At 69.2% G+C, this 25077-nt stretch carries 25 protein-coding genes and 1 riboswitch; of the genes, 14 read left to right on the top strand and 11 right to left on the bottom strand.

The window, feature by feature from the left end:
• Nucleotides 1-40: 40 nt before the first annotated feature.
• Nucleotides 41-1060 carry a phosphate acyltransferase PlsX gene (plsX, locus tag IEZ27_RS51950; protein ID WP_229825177.1) on the bottom strand — a complete coding sequence of 340 codons (1020 nt, stop codon included), beginning with the start codon at nucleotides 1058-1060 and terminating at the stop codon, nucleotides 41-43.
• A gap of 166 nt (nucleotides 1061-1226) precedes the next feature.
• The gene (locus IEZ27_RS51945; protein ID WP_229825166.1) at nucleotides 1227-1787 is read right to left on the bottom strand and encodes a DUF1707 SHOCT-like domain-containing protein; all 561 of its coding nucleotides are present in this window, start codon (nucleotides 1785-1787) and stop codon (nucleotides 1227-1229) included.
• Between the two features lie 176 nt (nucleotides 1788-1963).
• Between IEZ27_RS51945 and IEZ27_RS51940 the strand changes: the two genes are divergently transcribed.
• Together IEZ27_RS51940 and IEZ27_RS51935 are read left to right on the top strand one after the other, a co-directional pair.
• A complete protein-coding gene (locus tag IEZ27_RS51940; RefSeq protein ID WP_189654066.1) occupies nucleotides 1964-3280 on the top strand; it encodes a KamA family radical SAM protein in 1317 nt (438 codons plus the stop codon).
• A gap of 465 nt (nucleotides 3281-3745) precedes the next feature.
• Nucleotides 3746-4699, top strand: a complete 954-nt coding sequence (locus tag IEZ27_RS51935) for a hypothetical protein (protein ID WP_189654065.1) — start codon at nucleotides 3746-3748, stop codon at nucleotides 4697-4699.
• Nucleotides 4700-5197: 498 nt separating this feature from the next.
• Here the strand turns inward: IEZ27_RS51935 and IEZ27_RS51930 are convergent, their stop codons facing one another.
• The 3 genes from IEZ27_RS51930 to IEZ27_RS51920 form a co-directional block, all read right to left on the bottom strand.
• Nucleotides 5198-5353 (bottom strand): hypothetical protein, encoded by a 156-nt coding sequence (locus tag IEZ27_RS51930; RefSeq protein ID WP_185845322.1) that lies wholly within the window; start codon nucleotides 5351-5353, stop codon nucleotides 5198-5200.
• A 129-nt stretch (nucleotides 5354-5482) separates the two neighbouring features.
• A complete protein-coding gene (locus tag IEZ27_RS51925) occupies nucleotides 5483-6349 on the bottom strand; it encodes an ABC transporter ATP-binding protein (RefSeq protein WP_189654064.1) in 867 nt (288 codons plus the stop codon).
• Nucleotides 6342-7277, bottom strand: a complete 936-nt coding sequence (locus IEZ27_RS51920; protein ID WP_189654063.1) for an ABC transporter permease — start codon at nucleotides 7275-7277, stop codon at nucleotides 6342-6344. The genes IEZ27_RS51925 and IEZ27_RS51920 overlap by 8 nt, the downstream gene beginning before the upstream one ends.
• Before the next feature lie 470 nt (nucleotides 7278-7747).
• On the opposite strand from IEZ27_RS51920, the gene IEZ27_RS51915 reads away from it, so the two are divergent.
• The 5 genes from IEZ27_RS51915 to IEZ27_RS51895 all read left to right on the top strand — a co-directional run bounded on the left by IEZ27_RS51915 (nucleotide 7748) and on the right by IEZ27_RS51895 (nucleotide 13482).
• Nucleotides 7748-9382, top strand: a complete 1635-nt coding sequence (locus IEZ27_RS51915; RefSeq protein WP_189654062.1) for a peptide ABC transporter substrate-binding protein — start codon at nucleotides 7748-7750, stop codon at nucleotides 9380-9382.
• 130 nt (nucleotides 9383-9512) lie between these two features.
• Nucleotides 9513-10457 carry an ABC transporter permease gene (locus IEZ27_RS51910; protein WP_189654061.1) on the top strand — a complete coding sequence of 315 codons (945 nt, stop codon included), beginning with the start codon at nucleotides 9513-9515 and terminating at the stop codon, nucleotides 10455-10457.
• Complete coding sequence (locus IEZ27_RS51905) at nucleotides 10450-11430, top strand: ABC transporter permease (RefSeq protein WP_229825163.1); 981 nt, start codon at nucleotides 10450-10452, stop codon at nucleotides 11428-11430. The genes IEZ27_RS51910 and IEZ27_RS51905 overlap by 8 nt, the downstream gene beginning before the upstream one ends.
• 14 nt (nucleotides 11431-11444) lie before the next feature.
• Nucleotides 11445-12482, top strand: a complete 1038-nt coding sequence (locus IEZ27_RS51900) for an ABC transporter ATP-binding protein (RefSeq protein WP_229825153.1) — start codon at nucleotides 11445-11447, stop codon at nucleotides 12480-12482.
• The gene (locus tag IEZ27_RS51895) at nucleotides 12466-13482 is read left to right on the top strand and encodes an ABC transporter ATP-binding protein (protein WP_189654060.1); all 1017 of its coding nucleotides are present in this window, start codon (nucleotides 12466-12468) and stop codon (nucleotides 13480-13482) included. Before IEZ27_RS51900 ends, IEZ27_RS51895 begins: the two co-directional genes overlap by 17 nt.
• 50 nt (nucleotides 13483-13532) lie before the next feature.
• Here IEZ27_RS51895 and IEZ27_RS51890 read toward each other — a convergent pair whose 3' ends face one another.
• From IEZ27_RS51890 to IEZ27_RS51875, 4 genes are all read right to left on the bottom strand, one after another.
• Complete coding sequence (locus tag IEZ27_RS51890; RefSeq protein ID WP_229825150.1) at nucleotides 13533-14720, bottom strand: lipid-transfer protein; 1188 nt, start codon at nucleotides 14718-14720, stop codon at nucleotides 13533-13535.
• On the bottom strand, nucleotides 14717-15124 hold the full coding sequence (locus IEZ27_RS51885) for a Zn-ribbon domain-containing OB-fold protein (protein ID WP_189654058.1): 408 nt from the start codon (nucleotides 15122-15124) through the stop codon (nucleotides 14717-14719). Before IEZ27_RS51885 ends, IEZ27_RS51890 begins: the two co-directional genes overlap by 4 nt.
• Nucleotides 15125-15150: 26 nt before the next feature.
• The gene (locus tag IEZ27_RS51880) at nucleotides 15151-16305 is read right to left on the bottom strand and encodes a S8 family serine peptidase (RefSeq protein WP_189654057.1); all 1155 of its coding nucleotides are present in this window, start codon (nucleotides 16303-16305) and stop codon (nucleotides 15151-15153) included.
• Nucleotides 16306-16541: 236 nt separating this feature from the next.
• Nucleotides 16542-17348 (bottom strand): SAM hydrolase/SAM-dependent halogenase family protein, encoded by an 807-nt coding sequence (locus tag IEZ27_RS51875; RefSeq protein WP_229825132.1) that lies wholly within the window; start codon nucleotides 17346-17348, stop codon nucleotides 16542-16544.
• Between the two features lie 118 nt (nucleotides 17349-17466).
• On the opposite strand from IEZ27_RS51875, the gene IEZ27_RS51870 reads away from it, so the two are divergent.
• From IEZ27_RS51870 to IEZ27_RS51860, 3 genes are read left to right on the top strand one after another with little or no spacing between them, the layout of a single operon-like run.
• Nucleotides 17467-17766, top strand: a complete 300-nt coding sequence (locus IEZ27_RS51870; RefSeq protein ID WP_125649384.1) for a DUF3263 domain-containing protein — start codon at nucleotides 17467-17469, stop codon at nucleotides 17764-17766.
• A gap of 39 nt (nucleotides 17767-17805) precedes the next feature.
• Nucleotides 17806-18576 (top strand): trehalose-phosphatase, encoded by a 771-nt coding sequence (gene otsB / locus IEZ27_RS51865; RefSeq protein WP_189654055.1) that lies wholly within the window; start codon nucleotides 17806-17808, stop codon nucleotides 18574-18576.
• 35 nt (nucleotides 18577-18611) lie between these two features.
• A complete protein-coding gene (locus tag IEZ27_RS51860; RefSeq protein ID WP_189654054.1) occupies nucleotides 18612-19193 on the top strand; it encodes a hypothetical protein in 582 nt (193 codons plus the stop codon).
• Here IEZ27_RS51860 and IEZ27_RS51855 read toward each other — a convergent pair.
• Together IEZ27_RS51855 and IEZ27_RS51850 are read right to left on the bottom strand one after the other, a co-directional pair.
• A complete protein-coding gene (locus IEZ27_RS51855; protein WP_189654053.1) occupies nucleotides 19171-20346 on the bottom strand; it encodes an MFS transporter in 1176 nt (391 codons plus the stop codon). The genes IEZ27_RS51860 and IEZ27_RS51855 overlap by 23 nt on opposite strands.
• Before the next feature lie 41 nt (nucleotides 20347-20387).
• Nucleotides 20388-21812, bottom strand: a complete 1425-nt coding sequence (locus IEZ27_RS51850; RefSeq protein WP_189654052.1) for an alpha,alpha-trehalose-phosphate synthase (UDP-forming) — start codon at nucleotides 21810-21812, stop codon at nucleotides 20388-20390.
• Nucleotides 21813-21843: 31 nt separating this feature from the next.
• Between IEZ27_RS51850 and IEZ27_RS51845 the strand changes: the two genes are divergently transcribed.
• The 4 genes from IEZ27_RS51845 to IEZ27_RS51830 all read left to right on the top strand — a co-directional run bounded on the left by IEZ27_RS51845 (nucleotide 21844) and on the right by IEZ27_RS51830 (nucleotide 24614).
• Entirely contained in the window at nucleotides 21844-22398 is a 555-nt protein-coding gene (locus IEZ27_RS51845) for an RNA polymerase sigma factor (RefSeq protein ID WP_189654051.1), read from the top strand.
• A gap of 80 nt (nucleotides 22399-22478) precedes the next feature.
• Nucleotides 22479-22619: riboswitch (SAM riboswitch) on the top strand.
• Between the two features lie 13 nt (nucleotides 22620-22632).
• On the top strand, nucleotides 22633-23865 hold the full coding sequence (thrC, locus tag IEZ27_RS51840) for a threonine synthase (RefSeq protein WP_189654050.1): 1233 nt from the start codon (nucleotides 22633-22635) through the stop codon (nucleotides 23863-23865).
• 25 nt (nucleotides 23866-23890) lie between these two features.
• A complete protein-coding gene (locus tag IEZ27_RS51835; protein WP_189654049.1) occupies nucleotides 23891-24166 on the top strand; it encodes a MoaD/ThiS family protein in 276 nt (91 codons plus the stop codon).
• A 247-nt stretch (nucleotides 24167-24413) separates the two neighbouring features.
• Nucleotides 24414-24614, top strand: coding sequence for a cold-shock protein (locus tag IEZ27_RS51830; RefSeq protein ID WP_068927743.1), 201 nt, complete (start codon nucleotides 24414-24416; stop codon nucleotides 24612-24614).
• Nucleotides 24615-25077: the final 463 nt, after the last annotated feature.

Raw genomic sequence — 25077 nt, 5'->3', positions numbered from 1 at the left:
TTCCCCCCGTTCCTGTGGATCGGTCTCACACACTACGGCGTCACCAGAGTCTGTGTGAGCGATGCGTGGCGGCGACCCTGTCGCCGATCCTGGACACGATGCCGCCCGCGGAGAGGTCGGCGGCGACCTGGCAGGCGGCGCTGATCGCCAGGGCCTTGGAGGAGCCGTGGGCGATCACGACCGTCCCGTTCAGCCCGAGCAGCACCGCGCCGCCGTGGGCCTCGGCGTCCAGGCGTCTGCGCAGCTCGCGGAGGCGGCCGCGCTGCATGAGGGCGCCGAACTTGGCCAGCCTGCTCTCGCCGATGGTCTCGGCCAGCTCGCCGAACGCGTACCGGACGGCGCCTTCCATGGTCTTCAGCGCCACGTTGCCGGTGAAGCCGTCGGTGGTGACGACGTCGACCTTGCCGGTGAGGAGGTCGTGGCCTTCGACGTTGCCCGTGAAGTGGATGCCGGGGGAGGTCTGGAGCAGTTCGTGGGCGCGTTTGACCAGTTTGTTGCCCTTCTCCGCCTCGCTGCCGATGGTGAGCAGGCCGATCCGAGGCTCGGGGATGTCGTAGGCCAGCTCTGCGTAGGCGGCGCCGAGGTGGGCGAACTGCACCAGCATTTCGGGTTTGACCTCGGCGTTGGCGCCGGCGTCGACGAGCAGGGTGGGGGTGGGGAGCGTCGGGAGCGCCACGGCGATGGCGGGCCGCAGGACGCCCTGCTGGGCCTTGAGCCGGAGCCGGCCGGTGGCGACGATGCCCGCGGTGGAGCCGGCCGACACCACGGCCGAGGCGTCGCCGCGGCGGACGAGATGGCAGGCGATGGCGATGCTGGACCTCGGGCGGCGCAGGCTGGCCAGGGCGCCTTCGTCCATGGCGAGGGCCTCTTCCGCCCGGACGATGGGGACCTCTTTGGTGGCGTCGTGGTCGGCCAGGGCCTCGTACAGGATGCGGGGGGAGCCGACCAGTACGACGGGGAGCCGGCGCTCCCGTACGGCGTGGACCGCGCCGGCCACGATCTCGTGGGGGGCGTGGTCGCCTCCCATGGCATCGAGCGCGATGGGCCTGCTGTCGGACAATGGTCACCTCGTGGGCAAGCGAGCCCGCCCTCGCCCGGCCGGGCCGGTACGCGGGCTCGTGTATGTCCGCATCGTAGGCAGGGCGGTTGTCAGGTCGACCGGCGGGTAGACCTCCCTGGTTCCCCCAGGGGCCGGTTCCATTCACGGGCGGGCGTGCGGCCTCGTGTCAGTGGAGATTCCAGTCGTCCATGCCGCGGGTCACGATGACCTTGGAGAACTTCGACGAGCCGGTCACCCGGATCAGCGGCCCGTCGCCGGCCGAGCCGCCGCTCACGTTCCGCTTGCCGAAGATGGAGCTGCCCTCGTCGATCACGTGGGCGTTGTCCGGCACCCGGACGATCATCTTGCTGAACCTGGCGTCGGTCTCGATCGTGATCTCCCGGCCGGGGAGCACGGCGTCGGACAGGTCGATGATGAGGGCGCCGAAGCGGGCCGACAACCTGGTACGCCGGGACGCCACCCACCGCCCCTTACGGACGATCTTGCTGAACTTCGAGCTGATCACCTGGTGCTCGATGGCCTCGGGCAGGGCGGACGGGGTGGACACCTGGGGCAGGTCCCGGGTGAGTGGGACGAGTTCGCCGATCGTCTTCGCCGTGTAGGCGACCTCTAGGCGGTCGGCGTGCTCGACGCTGGTCAGTCTTCCGGTGGCGAGCGCGTCGCCCAAGAGGGCGGCGATGCGGTCGCGGTCGGCGTCGGAGGCGCGCAGGTCGGAATCCTCGGTCACGACAAGTCAGTCTATGCCGGATCGCGATATGTCGCGAGTGTCCTAGCTGAAAGGAAACTTGGAGCCCAGCGGAACCAGGGACGCGGCGTGCCGCGTCCGGATATTAAGGACCGTAGACGCGCGACAGGGTCGTGAGGTTTACACGCGATCGAACAAAAAAAGATGGGAAAGGCCTAGTGATCTTGAACCAGGCAGGTACCCGACGCTTCAAGGCGTACACGTCCAAGCACCTCGACGAGCTCCTGCGGCGTGCGGGGCTGGACGACGAGGAGCGGCTGAAGGTCCGCGCCGTGGCCACGGTGCTGCCCTTCCGGACGAACGCCTACGTCGTGGATGAACTCATAGATTGGTCGGCGGCGCCCGACGATCCCATCTACCGCCTCGTCTTCCCCCAGGAGGACATGCTTCCCGCCGCGGACGTGGCCAGGCTGGCCGATCTGCTCAAGGCCGAGGCCCCCAACGGCGAGATCCAGGCGGAGGCCAACCGCGTACGCGCACAGCTCAACCCGCACCCTGCCGGCCAGAAGGAGCTCAACGTCCCGAAGATGGGCGACGAGCCGGTACCTGGCATGCAGCATAAATATCCAGAGACAGTGCTCTTCTTCCCCAAACAGGGGCAGACCTGTCACGCCTACTGCACCTACTGCTTCCGGTGGGCGCAGTTCGTCGGGGACGCGGACCTGAAGTTCGCCTCCGACGACATCGACCAGATGGTCGGCTACATCCGGCAACATCCCGAGGTCACCAGCGTCCTCATCACCGGCGGCGACGCGATGATCATGGGTGAGCCCGTCATCCGGCGCTACATCGAGCCGCTGCTCGGCCTCGACCAGCTCGAATCAATCCGGATCGGAACGAAGGCCCTGGCCTACTGGCCGCAGCGCTTCACCACCGACCCCGACGCCGACGCCACGCTCGGCCTGTTCCAGGAGGTGGTGAAGGCAGGCAAGAACCTGTCGTTCATGGCCCACTTCACGCATCCGCGCGAGCTGGAGTCGCCGCGGGTGGAATCGGCGGTCGAACGCATCCTCGGCAGCGGGGCCACGATCAGGACCCAGGCGCCGCTGATCCGGTCGATCAACGACGATCCGGCCGTGTGGTCGCACATGTGGCGGCGGCAGCTCAGGATGGGGATGATCCCCTACTACATGTTCGTCGAGCGGGACACCGGGCCGCAGGACTACTTCGCCGTCCCGCTGGCCCGCGCGTACGAGGTCTTCAGGGACGCGTACTCGACCGTCTCCGGCCTGTGCCGTACGGTGCGGGGGCCGTCCATGTCGGCCACGCCGGGCAAGGTGTGCGTGGACGGCGTCACCGAGATCGCCGGTGAGCGCGTCTTCGTGCTCCACTTCATCCAGGCCCGCGACCCCGACCTGGTCGGGCGGCCGTTCTTCGCCCGGTACGACCCGTCCGCGGTCTGGCTGACGGATCTGCGGCCGGCGTTCGCCGAGCGTTTTCCGTTCGAGCCGGCCGAAGCCCTGCTGCCCAACTGAGTGGTCGTGTTCTCGCACCACGACCGCGGAATTCCGCGGTCGTGGTGCGGGACATTTGTTAATGCGCCCACTTGTTCACGGGCCGGGTGGGCGCCCGGTCCTGTCGCGGATCCGATCATGATCGGGTCCGCGCAGAATCCAAAACAAAACCTGGGTATTTCCCGTTTTGTCTCTCCGCTCAACGCTCTCCCTTTACTCGGTAACCGGGCTGTAAACCCTGCTACATGGGCTTTCAGGCCGCCTGCGGGCGCTCACCGTGAGTGATAGAACTGCTTCCGTAGCTCAGCCGTGACAGCACGCTTCGTGTGGTGCCCATAGCGTGCACGCCACGGCTTTCGGGGGTAATCGATTCGCATTTCCACCGCATTCGAGAGCGATCGATCACGAGCCGGGAAGGCAATCATGAATCGAGTAGTCAAGGCGGCCGTTGCCGTCACAGCATTCGGCTTGGCGGCGGCTTTGGCCGTGCCAGCTCAAGCAGAAGTTCAATTCACTCACACCGCCAAGATCGTCCCGCTGGACAGTCTCGGCGGGGGCACCAGCGGAAGCCCGCTCGACCTGCTCGGCGGGCTGCTCGGCGGCGACCTGCTGAGCAGCCTGGGCGGCGGTCTCGGCGGCCTGGGCGGCGGCCTGGGCGGCCTGACCAAGAGCAACAAGCCCAAGGCGGACGACGCCATGGCCGACGCCATCGCCCGCGACACCGCCGACGAGAACCGGCGCGCGAGCCTGGCGATGACGCCGAACGCGGCCGAGGACGTCACCCGCTCCAGCGGCCCGCTGCCCGAGCTGTCGCCCATCCTCGGCGGCATGGCGATCGGCGGCGGCGGTCAGGGCATCACCAAGTCGCTGCCGCTGCTCGGCGGCGCGCGCATGGCGCAGCCGCTGGTCAAGGCCGCGCCGCCGAGCCACACCGAGGTCACCGGCACGAGCGCCCCGCTGCGGGGTGCCATGGACACGATGAGCGGCCTGGTCGGCGCCTCCGTCGGCGGCGCGATGGGCAAGGTGGGCGGCGGCATGCTGCTGCCGGGCATGGGCGCCGGCAACGCCGGGAACGCCGGGAACACCGCCGCGACCATGACGGGCGCCGCCAAGGGGCTGCGCGACCTGTCCACGGAGACCGCGGTGGGCGGGCTCGGCCGGGCCGCCAGGATGGCCTTGCCGCACGCCTCGGGCGCCGAGCTGGGCCCGATGGTCGGACAGGTCGCCCCCGTCGAGGCCGCTCCGGTCGTAGAGGCGCTGCCCGGCACCACCCAGGCCGCCTCCGTCGACGAGATCACCCCGCTCATGGCGGACACCGCGGGTCTCGTCTCGTCCAACGGCTCCAAGGCCGCCGGCTCCTACAGCGACATGGTGTCCGCCCTCGGCTGGAGCACCGACGCGCTGACGAGCTCGGTGCGGGGCCCCTGGGCTCGCGACTGACGCGAGCACGGCGCGTGCCGGACGTGTTCAGGATGTGACCCGCACGGGAGCGTTCCGGACATTCCGTACCGACGCGCGGACACGGCCCGCTGAGGGCCGGTACGACGGTTCGCCGGCGTCCCTAGGTGCCGACGCTCGCGAACCGGCCGTGACGGCCGTGAGGCGGCCGCGTTCAGGCGCGCCAGGTTTTCCCGACAGCGTGTTCCCGATCATCCGGGCGTCAGCGAACGCCCGGATGGCGACGGGGACGCCGTCACACCGACGCGGCAGGCCGATGGTGTGCTCAAAGGTGCCGAGCGCACTGGTGGCACTGCCGCGCGTGGGTTGCGGACCCGCCGCTCGATCGGCGGAACCGTCACGGGTCTGGGTGGATGTGTCCCAGCCCGGGGTTCGCCCGCGCGTCCCGCCGCTTACTGCAGGGCAGCGGCGTCGCGCCGAGCCCGCCGCCGGCCCCGCCCCGGGGCCGGCGGCCTTTTTACGTCCCTGGCCTATTCGTCGTCAGGGAAGGCGGACGCCGGTGCGGCGGGCTATCTGGGCCTGCAGGCGGGCCATCTGCCAGTGAAGCTCCAGCAGCTGCTCGGCGAGCTGCATCCTGGGGATCTCGGCCACGTCCTCGATGGCCAGGTGGTCGATCGCGGCCGAAAGCTCTCCCATCGCGCGCCCCCACTCCGTCAGCGTTCATTGGTTCGAATCCGCGTTCGAATTCTATCGGAACGGCAGTCACGGTGTCAGTGTTTCGGCGCGCGAGTCACCCGCGTTTCGCACAGATGATCGACGGGTGGCTCAGCCCTTGTTGTAGGCGGCGATGACTTCCTTGGGGTCGCCGTCCATCTTGATCTTGCCCTTGTGCAGCCAGATGACCCGGTTGCAGGTCTCCTCGATGACCTTGAGGTCGTGGGCGACCAGGAAGACCGTGCCGGCGGACTCGCGGATCTGCCGGATGCGGGCCTCGCTCTTCTTGCGGAACTCGCGGTCGCCCGTGGCCAGGGCCTCGTCGATGAGCAGCACGTCGTGCGTCTTGGCCGAGGAGATGGCGAAGCGCAGCCGCGCGCCCATGCCGGAGGAGTAGGTGGACATGGGCAGCTGGACGAACTCGTCGATGCCGGAGAAGTCGACGATCTCCTGGTACTTCTCCCTGACCTCCGCCGGCGTCATACCCATGGCGTAGCAGCCGAGGACGATGTTGCGCTCACCGGTCAGCTCGCGCATCAGCGCGGCGTTGACGCCGAGCAACGAGGGCTGACCGTCGGTGTAGACGGCGCCCGCGTGCGGCGGGAGAAGACCGGCGATCGCACGCAGCAGCGTGGACTTGCCCGACCCGTTGCGGCCCACGATGCCGATGGCGTCGCCGTGATAGGCCACGAAGGTCACGCCCTTGACGGCGTGGACCTCTTTCATCTGCGGACGGCCCTGGCGCTTCAGAACGCGCGTGAGCGCGTTGACCGCGTTGCCCTTCTCGTTGTCGGTGGCCGTCCCGTAGACGCGGTAGACGATGTGCAGGTCGTCCACGATGACGGTCGGGGTGCCCGTGGGTACGTCGAGCGGACGCTTGTCCCGGGGCTCCGGGTTGGGGTGCACCCTGACGTCCTTGTTGGGGACGGCGGGCTCCTCGCCCTTCACCTGTGACAGCTCCTCCGTCAGTTCAGCCACGCCCGTACCTCTCCTCGGACCGCCAGAAGTACCAGAAGCCGAAGCCGAGTGCGAACACTGCCCAGAATACGCAAGAAACCAGCACCATCGTCGGCGGGTTGTGCCCGTTCTCCGGGTGGTAGGTCTTGATGAGGATGTCGCGCATCCACTCGATGTAGGAGGCCGTCGGGTTCAGGTACATCACGTCGGCGACCCACTGGGGCAGCTTCGCCGAGCCGACCACCTTGTCCTGGATCGAGAAGAAGACGCCCGAGGCGTAGAGCCAGGTGCGGGTGATGAACGGCAGCAACTGGTTGAGGTCGCGCATCTGGGCGCCCATCCGGGCGATCACCAGGCTGGCCCCGACGTTGAACATCGTCTGGAGCGCCAGCACCACCGGGATCATGAGCCAGAACCAGGTGGGCCATTCGCCGGTGGCCACCACGATCACGAGGAGCACGCCCATGGAGATGGCGAGCTGCTGCAGCTCCTGGATCGTGTACGCCAGCGGCAACGAGGCACGCGGGAAGTGCAGGGCGCGGATCATCGACAGGTTGCCCGAGATGGACTTGGCGCCCGCCGTGACCGTGCGCTGGGTGTAGGTGAAGACGAACATCCCGGTCAGCAGGAAGGCCGGGTAGTTCAGGATGTTGCCCTTGCCGCCCAGGATGATGCCGAACATCACGTAGTAGATGGCGGCGTTCAGGAGGGGGGTCAGCACCTGCCACAGCTGGCCCAGGGCCGAGCTGGAGTACTTCGAGACGTTGCGCGAGGTCGCGTACGTCAGGATGAAGTGTCGCCGCTCCACGAGCTGGCGCAGATAGACAGGGAACCTCGGCCGTGCGATGGCACGGCGAAGTCCGTATCTCTCGGCGAGCTTGGCCAGCGGCTCCTGCCCGCGTCGGCCGCCCGCCTGGGCGTCCGCGACAGCGGATTCCGGCTGGCTCATGGCAAGGACTCTATTGGATCCCGGTCGGTGGGGTGCCTGCCGCGAGGGACGCGGCAGATGCTTGGACGGAGTCTTGGGGCGCCAGGTTCCAAGGTGCCGTCAAGACTCGCACAACCGTAGCCCAGTGAGGCGGGCCATGGCGGGAAGGGCGCGACCACTGTCCTGTAGGGGGTATTTTTCATCCGCTGTTCACGTCCAGGCTTGACCTGTTTGAGCATCTCTGGGGTGTTTGTAGTCTTATGGGCAGAATGTCTGTGACGCTGGTTTGGCGCACGTGTGACCGAACTGCAACGCGCCAGAGACTCGCTGGTGGCAAGTAGTAAGAGATAGTCGCGATCGACTGGCAGGGCGTCGGCTGGTTTGACCATGTCAGCCAAATCCGGGGGATACCAGGAACCCCCCGTCAGGCTGCTTACCATCACCGCAGCTCAGCGCTGTCGCCCACCTGTAGAGGGAGGATTTTTATCACCATGCGTGTTACTAAGGGCGCACAGATCGTCGCCGGTACCGCGCTGCTCGCCCTCGCGGTTGCCGCGTGTGGCGGCGGTGCCTCGGACGGCGGCACTGCCGCGGGCGGCGGCGAAACGCCGGTCCGCATGGAGATCGGTGAGCCTCAGGAGCTTCTCAACCCGCTGAACACCACCGAGACCGAGGGCTCCGAAGTCCTCGCCGCGGTGTTCTCGCCGCTCGTCAAGTACGACGAGAACAAGCAGCCGGTTGAAGAGGCCGCCGAGTCGATCACCACCCAGGACAGCAAGGTCTGGACGATCAAGCTCAAGTCGGGCTACACCTGGCACGACGGCAAGCCGGTCACCGCGGCTGACTACGCGCGGGCCTGGAACTATGGCGCCAACCAGGACAACGCCATGAGCTCCTCCGCCTTCTTCTCCCGCATCGACGGCTTCGCCGACGTCCACCCGGGCGAGGGCAAGACGCCGACGACCAAGGAGATGAAGGGCCTCAAGGCTGTCGACGACAGCACCCTTGAGGTCACGCTGTCCGCACCGTTCTCGCAGTTCAAGACGATGCTCGGGTACACCGCCTTCTACCCGCTGCCGGCCTCCGCGCTCGGTGCCGACGGAAAGGTGACCCAGGCCTACGGCGAGCAGCCGATCGGCCAGGGCATCTTCAAGGTCGACAAGCCCTACAAGAAGGGCGGCGCGCAGACCATCGACATGACGGTCTACGACAAGTTCCCCGGCCCCAAGCCGAAGAACTGGACCAAGCTGCAGTTCAAGATCTACAGCTCGGCCGAGACCGCCTTCCAGGACCTCCAGGCCGAGAACCTGGACGTGGACGACTCGCTGCCCGCCTCGGCGATCGCGACCGCCAAGTCCGTCCTCGGCGACCGCTACTTCGACGAGCCCGACGCCTCTGTCGGTTACATCGGCGTCCCGCTGAAGTACAACCCCGAGTTCAAGAACCCGGACGTGCGCAAGGCCATCTCCATGGCCATCGACCGCAAGACCATCACCGAGACGGTCTTCGCGGGCACCCGCGCCCCGGCCGACGACTTCATCAACCCGGCCATCCCCGGTTACCGTCAGGGCGCCTGCACGGCCTGCACGTACAACCCGGCCGAGGCGAAGAAGCTCTACGCCGACGCCAAGGGCCCGGCCAAGCTGGAGCTCGGCTACAACGGTGACGGCGGCCACAAGGAGTGGATCGAGGCCGTCGCCAACAACCTCCGCGCCAACCTGGGCATCGAGGTCACGCCGAAGCCGTTCGAGAACTTCAAGGCCATCCTGGACGACCTGGACGCCAAGAAGTACAAGGGCCTGTTCCGTATGGGTTGGTCGATCGACTACCCCTCGGCCGAGAACTACCTGACGCCGATCTTCGGCACCCAGGCCATCTCGACCGGCTCCAACTACGGCGGCTACGAGAACAAGGAGTTCGACGACATCGTCGCCAAGGGTGACCAGGCCGCCGACGCTGCCGAGGGCCTCAAGCTCTACCAGCAGGCCGACGACATCCTGATCAAGGACATGCCGTACATCCCGGTGTACTTCTACCGGAGCAACTTCGGACACTCCCCCAAGGTCAAGGGCGTCAAGCTGAACCTGCTCAACCAGGTTCAGTGGGCCGACATCGAGAAGGCCTGACGTCATTCGCCGGGCGGGCGGCTCTTGCCGTCCGCCCATCGGAGGACTGAGCTTGGAGGCAGTCACTTTGGGGCCGGGCAAACCGCGGCTACGAGGGTGACTGCCTCCACGCATGTACCGGAGGGCTTGAATGGGCCGTTATGTCATCAGGCGACTGCTGCAGGCGATACCCGTCCTGCTCGGCGCCACGCTACTCATCTTCGCGGTCGTCTTCGCTCTGCCCGGCGACCCCATCCAGGCACTGGCGGGCGAGAAGCGTCTGGACCCGGCCGTGGCCGAGGTCCTGCGCGACCAGTACCACCTGAATGATCCGCTGCTGCTGCAGTACTGGTACTACCTCAGCGGCGTGCTCCTCCACGGGGACTTCGGGACCACCTTCTCCAGGATCCCGGTCTCGCAACTCATGGCCGGCAAGTTCCAGGTCACGCTGAACCTCGCGCTGACGGCCCTCGTCATGGAGGCCATCGTCGGCGTCGGCCTCGGCCTGTGGGCGGCGCTGCGCCGCGGCAGGGCCTCCGACACCGCCATCCTCGCCTCGACGCTGCTGCTCATCTCCGTCCCCACTCTGGTGACGGGCTTCGTGCTGCAACTCGTACTCGGAGTCAAGCTCAAACTGTGGACGGGGAGCGACATCTTCCCCGTGGCGGGCATCTCGGCCGGGTTCCGCAGCTATCTGCTGCCCGGTTTCGTGCTCGCCGGCACGTCGATCGCCTATCTCACCAGGCTGACGCGGACGAGCCTGGTGGAGACACTGCGTGCCGACTACATCCGTACGGCGACCGCCAAGGGCCTGTCCAAACGCCGCGTCATCGGCAGGCACGGTCTCCGCAACGCGCTGATCCCGCTGGTCACCTACCTCGGCGCCGACCTCGGGAACCTGATGGGCGGCGCGGTCATCACGGAGACGATCTTCAACCTGCCGGGCATCGGCAACCAGCTGTTCAACTCGATCCTGCTGCGAGAACAGCCGGTCGTCGTGGGCATCGTGACCGTGCTGGTGCTGATCTACATCCTGGCCAACCTGGTCGTCGACATGTTGTACGCAGTGCTCGACCCGAGGATCCGCTATGAGTAACGAAGCAAACGTCGGGCCCATGCCGCCGGAAGCGAAGTCGCTGGTCACGGAGGTGCCGGCGGCGCCGTCCCCCGGCAAGCAGGGCAAGCGCGGGAAGCAGAAGCAGGACAAGCCGGCGAGCCTGTGGACCGACGCCTGGTACGACCTGCGGCGCCGGCCGATGTTCATCATCTCCGCGGTGCTGATCACGATCCTGCTGGTCATGGCGTTCTGGCCGTCGTTGTTCACCTCGATCGACCCGACCAACGCCCAGACCTGCGACCTGTCCACCGCCCGGCAGCTCCCCAGCGTGGGACACCCGTTCGGCAAGGACAGCCAGGGTTGTGACGTGTTCGCCAGGACGATCTACGGCGCGCGCAACTCGATCGTGATCGGCGTGACGACCACGATCCTCACCATGATCGTGGGTGGCCTGCTCGGGCTCTTCGCCGGCTTCCGCAGCGGCGTGATCGACTCGGTCTCCTCCCGGGTCACCGAGATCTTCTTCGCCATCCCGCCGATCCTGGGCGCCCTGCTGATCGCCGCGACCTTCCGTGACAGCGGCATCAACAGCATCCTGCTGGTCATCGCGGCCCTGGCCGTGCTCGGCTGGCCGATGGTGTTCCGCATCATGCGGGCCTCGGTGATCACCGCGAAGAGCCAGGACTTCGTGGTCGCGGCGCGGGCGGTGGGCGCGGGCCAGTGGCGGATCATGTTCAAGCACCTGCTGCCGAACTCGCTGGCGCCGGTCATCGTGGTCAGCACGATCAACCTCGGCGGTTTCATCGCGGCCGAGGCGGCGCTGTCGTTCCTCGGGGTGGGCGTGCAGTCGCCGGACATCTCGTGGGGTCTCATGATCGCCGACGCCCGGCCCAGGTTCCTCGACGCGTCGCTGCCGCTGTTCTTCCCGGCCCTGTTCCTGAGCGTCACGGTGCTCGCGTTCATCATGCTGGGCGACGCCGTGCGCGACGCTCTCGATCCGAAGCTCAGGTAGAAGGGGGGATGAAAGTGAAGAAGACGTCGACAGACGTGTTGCCCGCCGAGGGAGGGCTGGGCAACGAGCCGCTGCTCGCGGTGGACGACCTGCACGTGGAGTTCCGTACGCGTCAGGGCGCCGTGCGCGCGGTGAACGGCGTGAGCTACACGGTCAACCCCGGTGAGACGCTGGCGGTGCTCGGCGAGTCGGGTTCGGGCAAGTCCGTGACCGCTCAGGCGATCATGGGCATCCTGGACATGCCGCCGGCCGTCATCCCGAAGGGCGAGATCCGCTTCAAGGGCACCGACCTGCTCAAGCTCTCGGACGACGCCCGCACCCAGGTGCGCGGCCAGCGCATCGCGATGGTCTTCCAGGACGCCCTCTCGGCGCTCAACCCGGTGTTCACCGTGGGCTGGCAGATCAGCGAGATGTTCCGGGTCCACCGCGGCATGTCCAAGCGCGACGGCATGAACAAGGCCATCGAGCTCATGGACAAGGTCCGCATCCCGGCCGCCCGGCAGCGCGTCAACGACTATCCGCACCAGTTCTCGGGCGGCATGCGGCAGCGCATCATGATCGCGATGTCGATCGCGCTCGACCCCGAGGTGCTGATCGCCGACGAGCCGACCACCGCCCTGGACGTGACGGTCCAGGCGCAGATCATGGAACTGCTGGCCGAGTTGCAGCGCGAGAGCCAGATGGGCATGATCCTGATCACCCACGACCTGGGCGTCGTGGCGGACGTGGCCGACAAGATCTCGGTCATGTACGCCGGGCGGATCGTGGAGAACGCCCCGGTGCACGACATCTACCGGTCGCCGGGGCACCCTTACACGAAGGGCCTGCTGGAGTCCATCCCCCGGGTGGACCTCAAGGGCCAGGACCTGTACGCGATCAAGGGTCTGCCGCCCAACCTGCTCGACCTGCCGAGCGGGTGCGCGTTCAATCCCCGGTGCCCGTACCGGCAGGACAACTGCGTGACCGCCGCCCCCCAGCTCTACGAGATCAGCGGCACGCGTGGCAGCGCCTGCCACTACTGGAGGGAGGTCCTCGATGGCGAACGGCAGTGAGCGCATCCTTGAGGTTCGCGACCTGGTCAAGCACTTCCCCCTGACCCAGGGCATCGTCCTCAAGAAGCAGATCGGCGCGATCAAGGCCGTGGACGGCGTGTCGTTCGACCTGAACCGGGGCGAGACGCTGGGCATCGTGGGCGAGTCGGGCTGCGGCAAGTCCACGCTGGCCAAGGTGCTGATGGCGCTGGAGCGGCCGACCTCGGGCTCGGTGAAGATCAACGGCAAGGACATCGCCAGGGCCAGGGGCGGCGAGCTGAAGCGCATGCGCCGCAACATCCAGATGGTGATGCAGGACCCGTACACCTCGCTGAACCCCCGGATGACCGTCGGCGACATCATCGGCGAGCCGTACGAGATCCACACCGAGGTGGCGCCCAAGGGCGACCGCCGCCAGAAGGTGCAGGAGCTGCTGGAGGTCGTCGGGCTCAACCCCGACCACATCAACCGCTACCCGCACCAGTTCTCGGGCGGCCAGCGGCAGCGCATCGGCATCGCCCGCGGCCTGGCGCTCCAGCCCGAGATCATCGTCTGCGACGAGCCCGTCTCGGCGCTGGACGTGTCGATCCAGGCCCAGGTGATCAACCTGCTGGAGCGGCTGCAGAACGAGTTCAACCTGGCCTACATCTTCATCGCCCACGACCTGTCGGTGGTCCGGCACATCTCGGACCGGGTGGGCGTGATGTACCTGGGCAAGTTCGTGGAACTCGGCAAGGACGTCGAGATCTACGACAAGCCCGCTCATCCGTACACGCAGGCACTGCTGTCGGCGGTGCCGGTTCCCGACCCCGAGGGCCGGGAGCAGCGCGAGCGGATCATCCTGCAGGGCGACCCGCCCTCGCCCGCCAACCCGCCGTCCGGGTGCCGTTTCCGCACCCGGTGCTGGAAGGCGCAGGAGATCTGCGCGGAGGAGGAGCCGTTGTTGCAGATCCGGCCGGGGACCGGGCACGAGAGTGCCTGCCACTTCGCCGAGACGCACGACGTGGTCCACGCGGGCTGACCCGAAAGGGACCTGAAAGGCCCTCCGGGAGAGTTTCCCGGAGGGCCTTGTCATGTCGTGGCCACGATCGCCGAGCCGTGGCCGAACAACCCCTGGTTGACGGCCAGTCCGACGCGCGCGCCGGGCACCTGGCGCGCGCCCGCCGAGCCCCTCAGCTGGTACGTCAGCTCGCACAGCTGCGCGATCGCCTGGGCCGGGATCGCCTCGCCGAAGGAGGCCAGGCCGCCCGACGGGTTGACGGGCACCCGGCCGCCGAGCGCAGTCTCGCCGGCCCGCAGCAGCTTGTCCGCCTCGCCCGGCGGGCACAGACCTACGTCCTCCACCCAGTCCAGCTCCAGCGCGGTGGACAGGTCGTACACCTCGGCGAAGGAGACGTCCTCGGGGCCCGTACCGGCCTCCTCGTACGCCGAGTGCGCGATCGCCGCTCTGAAGGGCCTTTCAGGCGCGGGAACGGCGGCACAGGAGTCGGTGGCGAAGTTCGGCAGCTCCAGGACCGCGTTGGGGAAGGTGGGCGTCACCGTGGAGACGGCGGCCAGGCGTACCAGGCCGGTCGCGCCGAGGCGCCGCGCGTACGCCTCCGAGGCCAGTACGACGGCGGCGCCCCCGTCGGAGGTGGCGCAGATGTCCATCAGGCGCAGCGGGTCGGCCACCATGGGCGAGGCGAGCACCTGGTCGGCGGTCACCGGGGCGCGGTAGCGGGCCATGGGGTTGAGCGAGCCGGCGCGCGCGTTCTTGACCTTGACGGCGGCGAAGTCCTCGCGGGTGGAGCCGTACAGGGCCATGCGGCGGCGGGCGTAGAGGCCGAAGTAGGCGGGGTTGGACGCGCCGAGCAGGCGGAAGCGCAGCCAGTCGGGGTCGTCGGGACGGTCGCCGCCGACCGGCTTGAAGAAGCCCTTGGGGGTGGAGTCCGCGCCCACGACGAGCGCCACGTCGCACAGCCCGGCCATGATCCTCGTACGCGCGATGTCCACGGCCTGGGCCCCGGAGGCGCAGGCGGCGTAGCAGGAGGCGATCCTGGCGCCCGTCCAGCCGAGGGCCTGGGCGTACGTGGCGCCGGCGACGAAGCCCGGGTAGCCGTTCCTGATCGTGTCGGCGCCCACCACGTACTGGACGTCGGGCCAGGACACGCCGGCGTCGCGCAGGGCGGCGCGGGCCGCGGCGACGCCGTACTCCACGAAGGGACGGCCCCACTTGCCCCACGGATGCATGCCCGCGCCGAGCACCACCACGCCGCTCACGAGGCCCGCCCCCACATCCACATCAGCGGGCCGTCGGCCAGCGGCCCGTTGACCAGCTCCAGCTCCATGCCCACCGCCAGGTCGTCGACCGTGAGGTCCTTGACCTGGCCGAGCACCACCAGCCCCGCGCCGTCGAGCTCGACCGCGGCCAGCGTGACCGGCCGGTACGGCCGCGCCGCCACGTACGGCTCCGGCGGCGGGTAGCAGGCGTCGGTGTAGGACCAGACACGCCCGCGCCTCGGCAACCTGGTCGCGGCCGTCTCCTCGCCCTCGCAGCGCGGGTTGCGGCACAGCCCCCGCTGCGGCGGGAAGGCGACGGTCCCGCAGGTCAGGCAGGTGGTGCCGATGAGGTGGGTGGTTCCGTCGTCGTCGATGGCGAACCAGCCGTCGATCGCTAGGGTCATGGACAGGAGTATTACACAAGCGCTTGCTAGGCTGAATCCCTCCCGCGCCGCCGCCGCGTCGAGACCACCCGGACCGACATGGCCGCCGCCAGCACCAGCATCCCCGCCACGATCGGCGTCCTGGAGGCGGGCGGCGGGACGGCCGGCCCCCGCCCGGCGGCCGGACCCGGGCTGCCGGCGAACGGGCCGGGCCGGGCATGCGGCGGGACGGTCCCGTGCGCCAGCCTCCCGGCCTCCCACAGGGCGAGGAGGGCGTCGGCCACCCCGTGCCCGTAGGCCGGGCTGTGGCCGCGCGCGGGCCGCTTCCTGGCGCCCCGCTCGATCGCCAGCCGCACGTGGTACGGCGACAACCCCGGATGGGCCGACCGCACCAGGGCCGCCACGCCCGCGACCAGCGCCGCCGCCGAGCTGGTGCCGTCGCCCACCGCGTACGCGTCGCCGCCGTCGGCCGTGACGACGTCCGTGCCCGGCGCGACCACCGACAGGTAGTCCTGGCGGTTGGAGAACGGCGCCACCCTGAGCCGCCGGTCCACCGCGCCCACGGCGATCACGCCCGGGTACGCGGCCGGGAAGTTCTTCCTGTTGGCCGTGTCGCCGTCGTTGCCCGCCGAGGCCACCAGGACCGCGCCGCGGCCGATCGCGTACCGCACGGCCCGCTCCTCGGCCGCCGAGCCCTCCCATGAGCCGCTGCCGCCGCCGAGCGACATGCTGATCACGTCCGCGCCGTGGTCGGCCGCGTACCTGATGCCGGCGGCCAGGGCGTCGCGGCGGACGGAACGCCGCTCGGCGCGCAGCGGGTCGGCGTTCTCCAGCGTGACCCTGATCGACAACACCCTGGCCGCGGGGGCCACGCCCATCACGCCCTCGGCGTGCCGCTCGCCGTGCCCGCGGCCGGCGATCAGGCCGGCCATGGCGGTGCCGTGGCGCCCCGAGAGCCGCGGGGACGCCCCGGTCAGGTCGGGGCCCTCGGTCACGGCGCCCCGCAGGTCGGGGTGGCGGCCGTTCACGCCGGTGTCCAGCACGGCCACCACGACGCCCGCGCCCCTGCTCTCCCGCCACGCCTCGGGCAGGCGCAGCGCGGCGAGCTGCCACTGCCCGGCCCGCGCGGCCGAGCACACGTCGTCCGACGCGCCAGGGGACGCGCCCGCGACCCCGGCGACCAGCACCAGAACCGGCAGCATAGGCGCGAGCACCCTCATCGGGCCGGCGTCCGGCGCGGCACGGGCGTTCCGGCGGGCGGCCGGAACGCGGACATTGGCGGGAGCGGCACGGCGGACAGTTGGTACACGTCATCCTCGAACGGGAGGGGAGGGACGCCCGATCTGCCGTGCATTCTGGCACGCGGCCACCGGCCTATTCCGACGCTTCGGTAAACAGACCGATACGCGGAGTAATTACTGTTATGCGGGTATTCGCCCTAAGGTGTTGGGGAAAGTCGGACATGCGCCCCAGGTGGGAGCCCCAGCCGTTGCGCCGCGTCCCCTGAGTTGATCGCGATGGCGATCAGCCCCGCCGCGTCCGCGAACGCCACCAGCTCGCCCGGCGGCACCGCCGCGAACGTCGCCCGGTAGGGCATCGCGAGCTGCCGCCGCCCGAGCCACACCCCCAGCGTGTCGCCCACCTGGACGCCCAGCGCGTGCAGGTCGCCCGCCGCGATCGACAACTGCGTGTTGCCGTAGCGGTCGACCGAGACGACCTCGCCCTCGACCGAGCCGTCCCGAAGCAGCGAGGTCGGCTCGGGCAGCGAGACCAGCCGCTCGACCGGCACCCGGGGCCCCAGCTCGGTCGGGTCCAGCCCGCCGGCCAGCCGCCCGGCGACCGGCGAGAACACGTCCCGGCCGGGGAAGGTCGGCGACACCGGCCGCAGGAAGTGCTCCTCGTTGCTGAGCGCGTACGCGGCCCGCGCGCCGCCGCTGGCGCGTACCGCCCAGGACAGCAGGCCGTTGTCGGGGCCGATGAACACCCGGCCGCCCGCCTCGACCGCCACCGAGCGCCGCGCGCCGCCCGTGCCGGGATCGACCGCGCCGATGTGGACGCCCTCGGGGAGGTACGGGATGGTCTGGGCGAGGATCGCCGCGCCACGCCGTACGTCGCCGGACGGCACCAGGTGACACACGTCGATCACCCGCGCGTGCGGCGCGATCCCGGCGATCACCCCATGGCAGGCGGCCACATAGCCGTCTTCGAGCCCGTAGTCGGTGAGGAGCGTGATGACTGGGGTCACATTTGGTGACTGTACGTCCGGCAATCCGCCGTGAACAGCCGCACTCCGCACATTACGATTGGCCACGGGCCGCGCCGCGTGCGATGCGAGTCGTACGCCCCTTCCCGAGGAGGACATGATGGGAACACCGCTCAGCGGTGACGATGCTGCCCAGGAACCGTCCCACCAACCCCTCACCGATCGCGATCAGGAGCTCCTCGCCTTCGAACGCCAGTGGTGGCGTCACGCGGGCGCCAAGGAGCAGGCCATCAAGGAGACCTTCGGGTTCTCGGCCACCCGCTACTACCAGTTGCTCGGCGAGTTGATCGACAGGCCGGAGGCGCTGGAGCACGACCCGATGCTGGTCAAACGGTTGCGAAGGTTACGCTCCACCCGTCAGCGTGACCGTGCGGCGAGACGGCTCGGCATGCGTCCCTGACCGGCTGGGTACGGCAGCCGCGTGAGGAACATCCCTGGTATGGAAGCGATCCTGAAAGATCCGTCCGGCGCCGTGATCGGGCTCGACTTCGACGGAACCCTGTCGCCGATCGTGCCCGATCCCGCCTCCGCGAAGATCCACCCCGCGGCCCCCGACGTGCTCGCCGAGCTGGGCGCCCACGTCGGTGCCGTGGTCATCGTGACCGGCAGACCGGTGGCCACCGCGCTCGAACTCGGGCCGGGGCTGACCGGTGTGCCCGGTCTCGTGGTGCTCGGCCACTACGGCTTCGAGCGGTGGGAGGACGGACGGGTCTCCGCGCCGCCGCCGCCACCCGGCGTGCCCCGCGCCGCGGCCGAGCTGCCGCTGCTGCTCGACTCGCTCGGTCTCCACGACGTGTCGATCGAGGACAAGGGCCGGGCGGTGGCCGTGCACACCCGGCGCGCCCCCGACCCCGAGGGCGCGTTCGCCGCGCTGCGCGAGCCGCTGGCCGCGCTGGCCGCCAAGCACGGCCTGGTGATCGAGCCGGGTCGCATGGTCCTGGAGCTGCGGCCGCCCGGCATGGACAAGGGGCACGCGCTCGGGCTCTTCCTGGCCGAGCGGGACGCCAGATCGGTCATGTTCGTCGGCGACGACCTCGGCGACCTGGCCGCCTTCGACGCCGTACGCGCCTCGGGGCTGCCCGGCGTGACCGTGTGCAGCGGCTCGGCCGAGGTGACCGCGCTGGCCGAACGGGCCGACATCGTGGTCGACGGGCCCGACGGGGTGGTGGCGCTGCTGCGGGAGCTGACGACGGCCTTCAGTCGTTCGTGATTGGGCTGCAAGTGGCGGGTCCTACGTTGGTGCGCATGTCAAGACGATCTCTCGCCGTCGCAGCCGCCTCGGCCGCGGCCCTGGCCGCCGTGCTCGCCGTCCCCGGGCCCGCCTCCGCCGCTCCCGCCCAGCAGCTCAAGCTGCGCGGCGGCCTGACGCTCTACATCCCGATCGAGTGGGTGGTCCACCACCAGGGCGCCGACTACGTGCAGGTGGTCACCGGCAAATGCGCCAAGCCGCAGGGCTGGGGCTCGCCCGAGTGCGACGCCTTCTACATCCTCGGGCCCGGCGCGATCAAGCGGGGGGCCGAGGGGTTCGGGCCCTACACGGGCAAGGATCCGTACTATCCGGCCAGTGACGTGCAGCCGTGCCCGTTCAACCGGAAGTGGGGCGAGGTCGTCGGCCCTCAGGTCACCCGGGGCTACCGGCAGGTCGGGCCGGGCCACAAGGCCGCCTACAACGCCTGGCGGGCGAAGTGCGTCAGCTACTCCGGCGGCGGGGTGAAGGGCACGTTCACGCAGCGCGAGTGGTATCTGCCGAAGAGCCGGATCCTCGTCGTGGACCAGTGGAACACGCCCGGCCTGACCGACACGCTCAAGTACGCCGACTGGACATGATCAGCCCGGCCACCGCGAGGCCGATGACCACGGGCACCAGCAGGAACGCGGTCCCGGTGCCGTAGCCGTCGGCCAGCGCGCCGAGCAGCAGCGGGCCGATCGCCATGGCGGCGCCCGCCCACACGGGCGAGGCGGCCGCCGCGCGGTCCGCGCGGTCGCCGGAGGCGACGATCAGGGCGCTCAGCGCGAGCGGGAAGTGCAGGGACGCGCCCAGCCCGCTCAGCGCCAGCCCCGCGTACGACAACACCGGCACGGTGCTCGTCCAGAACAGCAGCCACCCGAGTGCCGTCAGCCCCAGAGCGCCGGCGAACAGCGGCGCGGCCGGCAACCGCAGCGCGAGCTGCGCGCCAGCGAACCTGCCCGCCGCCATGCCGCTGACGAACGCCGTCAGCCCGGTGGCCGCGACCGCCGCCGTCACGCCCGTCCTGAAGGCGAACAGGTCGGCGGCCCACAGGTTGAACGAGAACTCCAGGGCCACGCAGCAGAACAGCACGGCCCCGGCGAGCTGGAAACGCCACCCGCCGCCCCCGGCCGAGGGGACGAGGGGGGCTTCGGCGCGGGTCGCGGCGGCCTCGCGAGGCGCCGGCCAGGTACGGCCCAGCGTGAGCGCGAGCACGACGCTGGCGGCCGGGGTGAGCAGCAGGGCGGCCCGCCAGCCGAGCGCGCTCTGCGCCACCTGGCTGAGCGCGAACGTGGCCACCATCCCCACCAGCACGCCCACCGCGTTGGCCTCGCTGAGCGCGGCCGGCCCGGCGGGCCCGTGGTGGTCGCTGAGCTCGGCCATCGCCGCGTAGAGCATGACCGAGCCGAAGCCGCCCGCCACGCCGTACCCGAGGAGCGTCAGGGGCAGCGCCGAGGTGGCCAGGACGAGCAGCACGCCGGCGTTCATCCCGGCCAGGCCGAGCCAGCTCGTCGCGCGCCGGCCGAGGAGCCTGGTGAGCAGGGGGAGGACGAGCCCGGCCCCGATCGTGCCGACCGCCATGGCGGTGCCGTGCAGCCCGGCCACGGTGGCCGTGGTGTGCTGGTCGGCGCGCAGGAGCGGGAGGGCGGCGCTCAGGCCGTACAGGAACGTGGCGAAGGTGCCGAGCAGGAGGTAGATCAGCCAGGTCGGACGGTCTCTGACGAGCCGGATGGGCGTTGAGACCGTCGACACTCGGCAGCCTCCGTCATCCGCAGCAAACCCGACATCTCATGTTAAAGCAGGGCGTCGAGCTGGGATTCCAGCCACTTGTGCGGCGGCAGTGCTGTAGCCGCCGCGTGCAGCAGGTCGCGGCGGCGCCGGCGTTCGTCCTCGGGCATGACCAGCGCCTCGTGCAGGGCGGCGGCGGTGCCGCTCACGTCGTAGGGGTTGACGACCAGCGCGTACGGCCCCAGCTCGGCCGCCGCCCCCGCCTCGCGCGAGAGCACCAGGGCGCAGCGCGGCGACAGTACGGGCCCCTCCTTGGCCACCAGGTTCATCCCGTCGCGGATGGGGTTGACCAGCAACACGTCCGCCAGCCGGTACGCGGCCAGCGAACGCGGGTAGTCGTCGTTGACGTTGAGGATGACCGGGTCCCAGTCCTCGGTGGCGTACGCGTCCTCGATCTCACGGGCGCAGCGCTGCACCGAGGCGGTGTACTCGCGGTACTCGGGCAGGTCGTGCCGGCTGGGGTAGGCGAAGGCCAGGTGGACCACCTTCCCGTGCCACTCCGGGTGGGCGTCCAGGAACTCGCGGTAGGCCAGCAGGCCGCGCACGATGTTCTTGGACAGCTCGGTGCGGTCGATGCGGACGATCAGCCGGCGCCCGGCCACCTGCTCGGTGAGCGCGGCCATGTGCGACTCGACGTCGGGCTCGCAGGCCCGCGCCCACAACGCCGCGCCGTCCACCCCCAGGCTGTGGACGCCGACGCGGGTCGTCCTGCCCTCGTGGGCGACCGTGCCGGCGGCGCGGTCGACCCGCGCGCCGAGCAGCGCCTCGCAGCAGTCCATGAACGCCGCCGCCCACCGCCTGGTGAGGAAGCCCGCGTGGTCGGCCCCCAGGATGCCGTCCAGGACCTCCCTGGTCACCTCGTCGGGCAGCAGGGAGAAGTACTCGGGCGGCGCCCACGGCGTGTGGCTGAAATGAGCGATGCGCAGGTCGGGACGTTCGGCGCGGAGCATCGCCGGGGTGAGCGTCAGGTGGTAGTCCTGCACCATCACGCGCGCGCCGTGCCCGGCCTCCTCGGCCAGCGCCAGCGCGAACGCGCCGTTGTAGTCGCGGTAGGACTCCCATTCGCGGCGGAACTTCGTGCCGAAGCAGGGCGAGTTGGGGATGTCGTACAGCAGGTGGTTGACGAACCAGAGTGTGGAGTTGGCCACGGCGTTGTAGGCGCGGTGGAAGGTGGCCGCGGGGATGTCGAGCATGCGCAGCGCGCCCGTGTCGTAGCCGGCGCGGTCGAGCCGCCCGCCCGGCGCCAGGCGTACGGCGCTGCGGTCGCCGTCGGAGAGCGCGGCGCACACCCACAGCACGCCGTGTTCCTTGGCCACTCCCGTCAGGCCCGAGACCAGGCCCCCACCACCGCGTTTCATGCTCAGCTCACCGTCGTCGTCGACGGTGAACGAGACCGGTCCGCGGTTGGAGGCCACGAGGACGCTGTTCATTCGGGCTCCCTTCGCCCATAGGATCCCAGCTATGGCGCTAGATGAGCTAACCGAGGAACTCGCCCGCTCGGCCGCGGCAGGAGACCATCGCGCGCTCGGCGAGCTCCTGGCCAGGATCGAGCCTGACGTGATGCGCCACTGTGCCCGGATCCTGCCCTATCACCAGGACGCGGAAGAAGCCTCACAGGACACTTTGCTGGCCGTGGCGCGCAACATCGGGCGGTTCGAGGGGCGGGCCAGGTTCAGCACCTGGCTGCACATCGTGACCGCCAACTGCGCGCGCACCACGTACCGGTCGCTGAAGCGCAGGGCCGCCGAGCAGACGTCGGAGGAGCTGCCCATGCAGAAGCCGGACGCGCGGCGGGTCAGCGTGATCGCGGGCTCGCGGCTCGACCTCCTCGACGCCATGGAGGCGCTGGAGGCCGACAAGCCCGACCTGGCGCAGGCGCTGGTGCTGCGCGACATCGTCCAGCTCGACTACAACGAGGTCGCCGAGCAGCTCAACATCCCGCTCGGCACCGCCAAGTCCCGCATCCACCAAGCCCGCAAGTACGTGCAGGGAGTCCTGGGGGAGGACTATCGCTGAGACGAGTTCTCTCGCATGGTGAGACGGGTGGTTGTTTCCACCACTTGAGAAGGTAGAGTCCTTTTCGAACAACTGAATATTGCTCATCCAGAGGGGTGGAGGGACCGGCCCTGCGAAGCCCCGGCAACCCTCCCGGCTTGTACTCGCGACCTGGCGAGGCCGACCGGGACAAGGTGCCAATTCCGGTTCGCGGTCAAGGTGGCCGCGGGCGAAGATGAGGGAAGGCCTCGCTTCATGTCGCTCGACTTTGGTCCTGCCGTCGCTCTGTCCTGCCGCGAGTGCGGCACGCGCTACCCCCTGGGTCCCAGCTTCGCCTGTCTGGAGTGTTTCGGGCCGCTGGAGGCGGCCTACTCCTTCGGCCGGGTGACCCGCGCGGACATCGAGTCCGGTCCCGCCAACATCTGGCGCTACCGCTCGCTGCTCCCGGTCCCCGCCGACGTCGCGAGCAAGCCCAACATGAACCCGGGCTGGACGAAGCTGGTCAAGGCCGGCAACCTCGGCAAGGCGCTCGGCCTCAAGTCCCTGTACGTGAAGGACGACTCGGGCAACCCCACCCACTCCTTCAAGGACCGGGTGGTCGCCATCGCCGTCGAGGCGGCCAGGAACTTCGGTTTCCACACACTCTCCTGCTCCTCCACGGGCAACCTCGCGGGCGCGGTCACCGCCGCCGCCGCGCGGGCCGGCCTCGACGCCTGCGTGTTCATCCCGGCCGACCTCGAAGAGGCCAAGATCGCCATGGCCCGCGTGTTCGGGGGCAAGCTGATCGGGATCGAGGGCACGTACGACGAGGTCAACCGGTTCTGCTCGGAGCTCATCGGCGACCCGCTGGGCGACAAATGGGGGTTCGTCAACGTCAACCTGCGGCCCTACTACGCCGAGGGGTCCAAGACGCTCGCGTACGAGATCGCCGAGCAGCTCGGCTGGCGGCTGCCCGAGCAGATCGTCATCCCCATCGCGTCGGGCTCGCAGCTCACCAAGATCGACAAGGGTTTCAAGGAGCTGATCGCGCTCGGGCTGGTCGAGGACACGCCGTACAAGGTCTTCGGGGCGCAGGCGGCCGGGTGCTCGCCGGTCTCGACGGCGTACAAGGCGGGGCACGACGTGGTCCAGCCGGTCAAGCCGGACACGATCGCCAAGTCGCTGGCCATCGGCAACCCGGCCGACGGGCCGTACGTGCTGGACATCGCCCGGCGTACGGGCGGGGGCGTCGAGGACGTCACGGATCCCGAGATCGTCGCCGCGATCAGGCTGCTGGCCTCGACCGAGGGCATCTTCGCCGAGACCGCGGGCGGCGTCACGGTGGGCGTGCTGAAGAAGCTCGCCGAGACGGGCAGGCTCGACCCCGAGGCCGAGACCGTGGTGCTGAACACCGGCGACGGGCTCAAGACGCTCGACGCGATCAGCGACGGCGCGCGGCCCACCGCCGTGATCCGGCCCTCTCTCGACGCGTTCCGCGCGACTGTCTGACAACCCAGGAAAGGCAACGAAAACCATGAGCGTTTCTGTGCGTATTCCCACCATTCTGCGCACGTACACCGGGGGTATCGCCGAGGTGAGTGGCGAAGGGGCGACTCTTCGTGACGTTCTCGCCAAGCTGGACTCTGACTACCCGGGGATCGGCGCGAGAATTCTGGATGAATCGGGCAAGATTCGTCGTTTTGTCAACGTTTACGTTGGTGAAGAGGATGTCCGTTTCGCCGAAGGGCTCGACACTCCCGCCCCAGAAGGCACTCAGATCTCCATCATCCCGGCCGTCGCCGGCGGCTGAACCGCTCGAACCTCTCGACTCTTGAAGGCGCCCCTTGTGGGCGCCTTCTTGTTTTAGAACCGAATTCAACCCTGAACGACTCAGTCGTCGATGAATTTAGCGTTTTGTCGATTGACTCTGTTGCCAAACCCTGTGCCACAGGTATGGTCGAGGGCGATCGTCTGGCTGATTTTCCCCAAAAGTCATGCGATTACAGGTCTCGCGGAGGAATGGGCGAGATCTGCGAGCCCAGTAAGAGGAGTCGGAAGTGGCGCAGGGCACCGTCAAGTGGTTCAACGCGGACAAGGGCTACGGCTTCATCGCGGTAGACGGTGGTAAGGATGTATTCGTCCATTACTCAGCGATCATGATGGACGGGTACCGCTCCCTCGAACAAGGACAGCGTGTCGAGTTCGAGATCACGCAGGGCCAGAAGGGGCCGCAGGCGGAGTCCGTCCGCGCGGTCTGATCCACCGGCACTGGTTGCACCGGGGCGGGACGCGCGGCAGCGCAGTCCGTGTGGGCCCGCCACTGTTTCCTCCGTCGACGTCGCACGGCGGGCCGTACCTCAAGGGGCGGCTCGCCGTACGAACGGGCATGCCCGGTGACCTGGGGTGGCGAGTCTCTCGCTTGCACTCGACAGGGTAGAGTGCTAAACAGTTCGTTGGCACTCTGTGTGGCAGAGTGCCAACAACTCGGATCGAGACGATGGGGTCTGCCGAACGGAGATGCAGGCCTATGCCGTCGCGGGCGTCGGCTCGGTCCAGAACACGCCACCCTGCATCTGGGAGGTCTAGCCTTATGGCAGCCAAGATGATCGCGTTTGACGAGGACGCCCGGCGCGGTCTCGAGCGCGGTATGAACCAGCTCGCCGACGCCGTCAAGGTGACCTTGGGTCCCAAGGGCCGCAACGTCGTGCTGGAGAAGAAGTG

The sequence above is a fragment of the Nonomuraea spiralis genome, assembly GCF_014648435.1.
Lineage (GTDB): Bacteria > Actinomycetota > Actinomycetes > Streptosporangiales > Streptosporangiaceae > Nonomuraea > Nonomuraea spiralis.
The sequence above is the reverse complement of the archived record's forward strand: the minus strand, read 5'-3'. Positions and strand labels throughout refer to the sequence as shown.

Bases quoted from the DNA above. Each gene is read 5' to 3' on its own strand.
- IEZ27_RS51930 (WP_185845322.1), bottom strand. From the start codon at position 5,353: ATGGGAGAGCTTTCGGCCGCGATCGACCACCTGGCCATCGAGGACGTG.
- IEZ27_RS51920 (WP_189654063.1), bottom strand. From the start codon at position 7,277: ATGAGCCAGCCGGAATCCGCTGTCGCGGACGCCCAGGCGGGCGGCCGA.
- IEZ27_RS51915 (WP_189654062.1), top strand. From the start codon at position 7,748: ATGCGTGTTACTAAGGGCGCACAGATCGTCGCCGGTACCGCGCTGCTC.
- IEZ27_RS51910 (WP_189654061.1), top strand. From the start codon at position 9,513: ATGGGCCGTTATGTCATCAGGCGACTGCTGCAGGCGATACCCGTCCTG.
- IEZ27_RS51905 (WP_229825163.1), top strand. From the start codon at position 10,450: ATGAGTAACGAAGCAAACGTCGGGCCCATGCCGCCGGAAGCGAAGTCG.
- IEZ27_RS51895 (WP_189654060.1), top strand. From the start codon at position 12,466: ATGGCGAACGGCAGTGAGCGCATCCTTGAGGTTCGCGACCTGGTCAAG.
- IEZ27_RS51885 (WP_189654058.1), bottom strand. From the start codon at position 15,124: ATGACCCTAGCGATCGACGGCTGGTTCGCCATCGACGACGACGGAACC.
- IEZ27_RS51880 (WP_189654057.1), bottom strand. From the start codon at position 16,305: ATGCTGCCGGTTCTGGTGCTGGTCGCCGGGGTCGCGGGCGCGTCCCCT.
- IEZ27_RS51870 (WP_125649384.1), top strand. From the start codon at position 17,467: ATGGGAACACCGCTCAGCGGTGACGATGCTGCCCAGGAACCGTCCCAC.
- otsB (WP_189654055.1), top strand. From the start codon at position 17,806: ATGGAAGCGATCCTGAAAGATCCGTCCGGCGCCGTGATCGGGCTCGAC.
- IEZ27_RS51860 (WP_189654054.1), top strand. From the start codon at position 18,612: ATGTCAAGACGATCTCTCGCCGTCGCAGCCGCCTCGGCCGCGGCCCTG.
- IEZ27_RS51850 (WP_189654052.1), bottom strand. From the start codon at position 21,812: ATGAACAGCGTCCTCGTGGCCTCCAACCGCGGACCGGTCTCGTTCACC.
- IEZ27_RS51845 (WP_189654051.1), top strand. From the start codon at position 21,844: ATGGCGCTAGATGAGCTAACCGAGGAACTCGCCCGCTCGGCCGCGGCA.
- thrC (WP_189654050.1), top strand. From the start codon at position 22,633: ATGTCGCTCGACTTTGGTCCTGCCGTCGCTCTGTCCTGCCGCGAGTGC.
- IEZ27_RS51835 (WP_189654049.1), top strand. From the start codon at position 23,891: ATGAGCGTTTCTGTGCGTATTCCCACCATTCTGCGCACGTACACCGGG.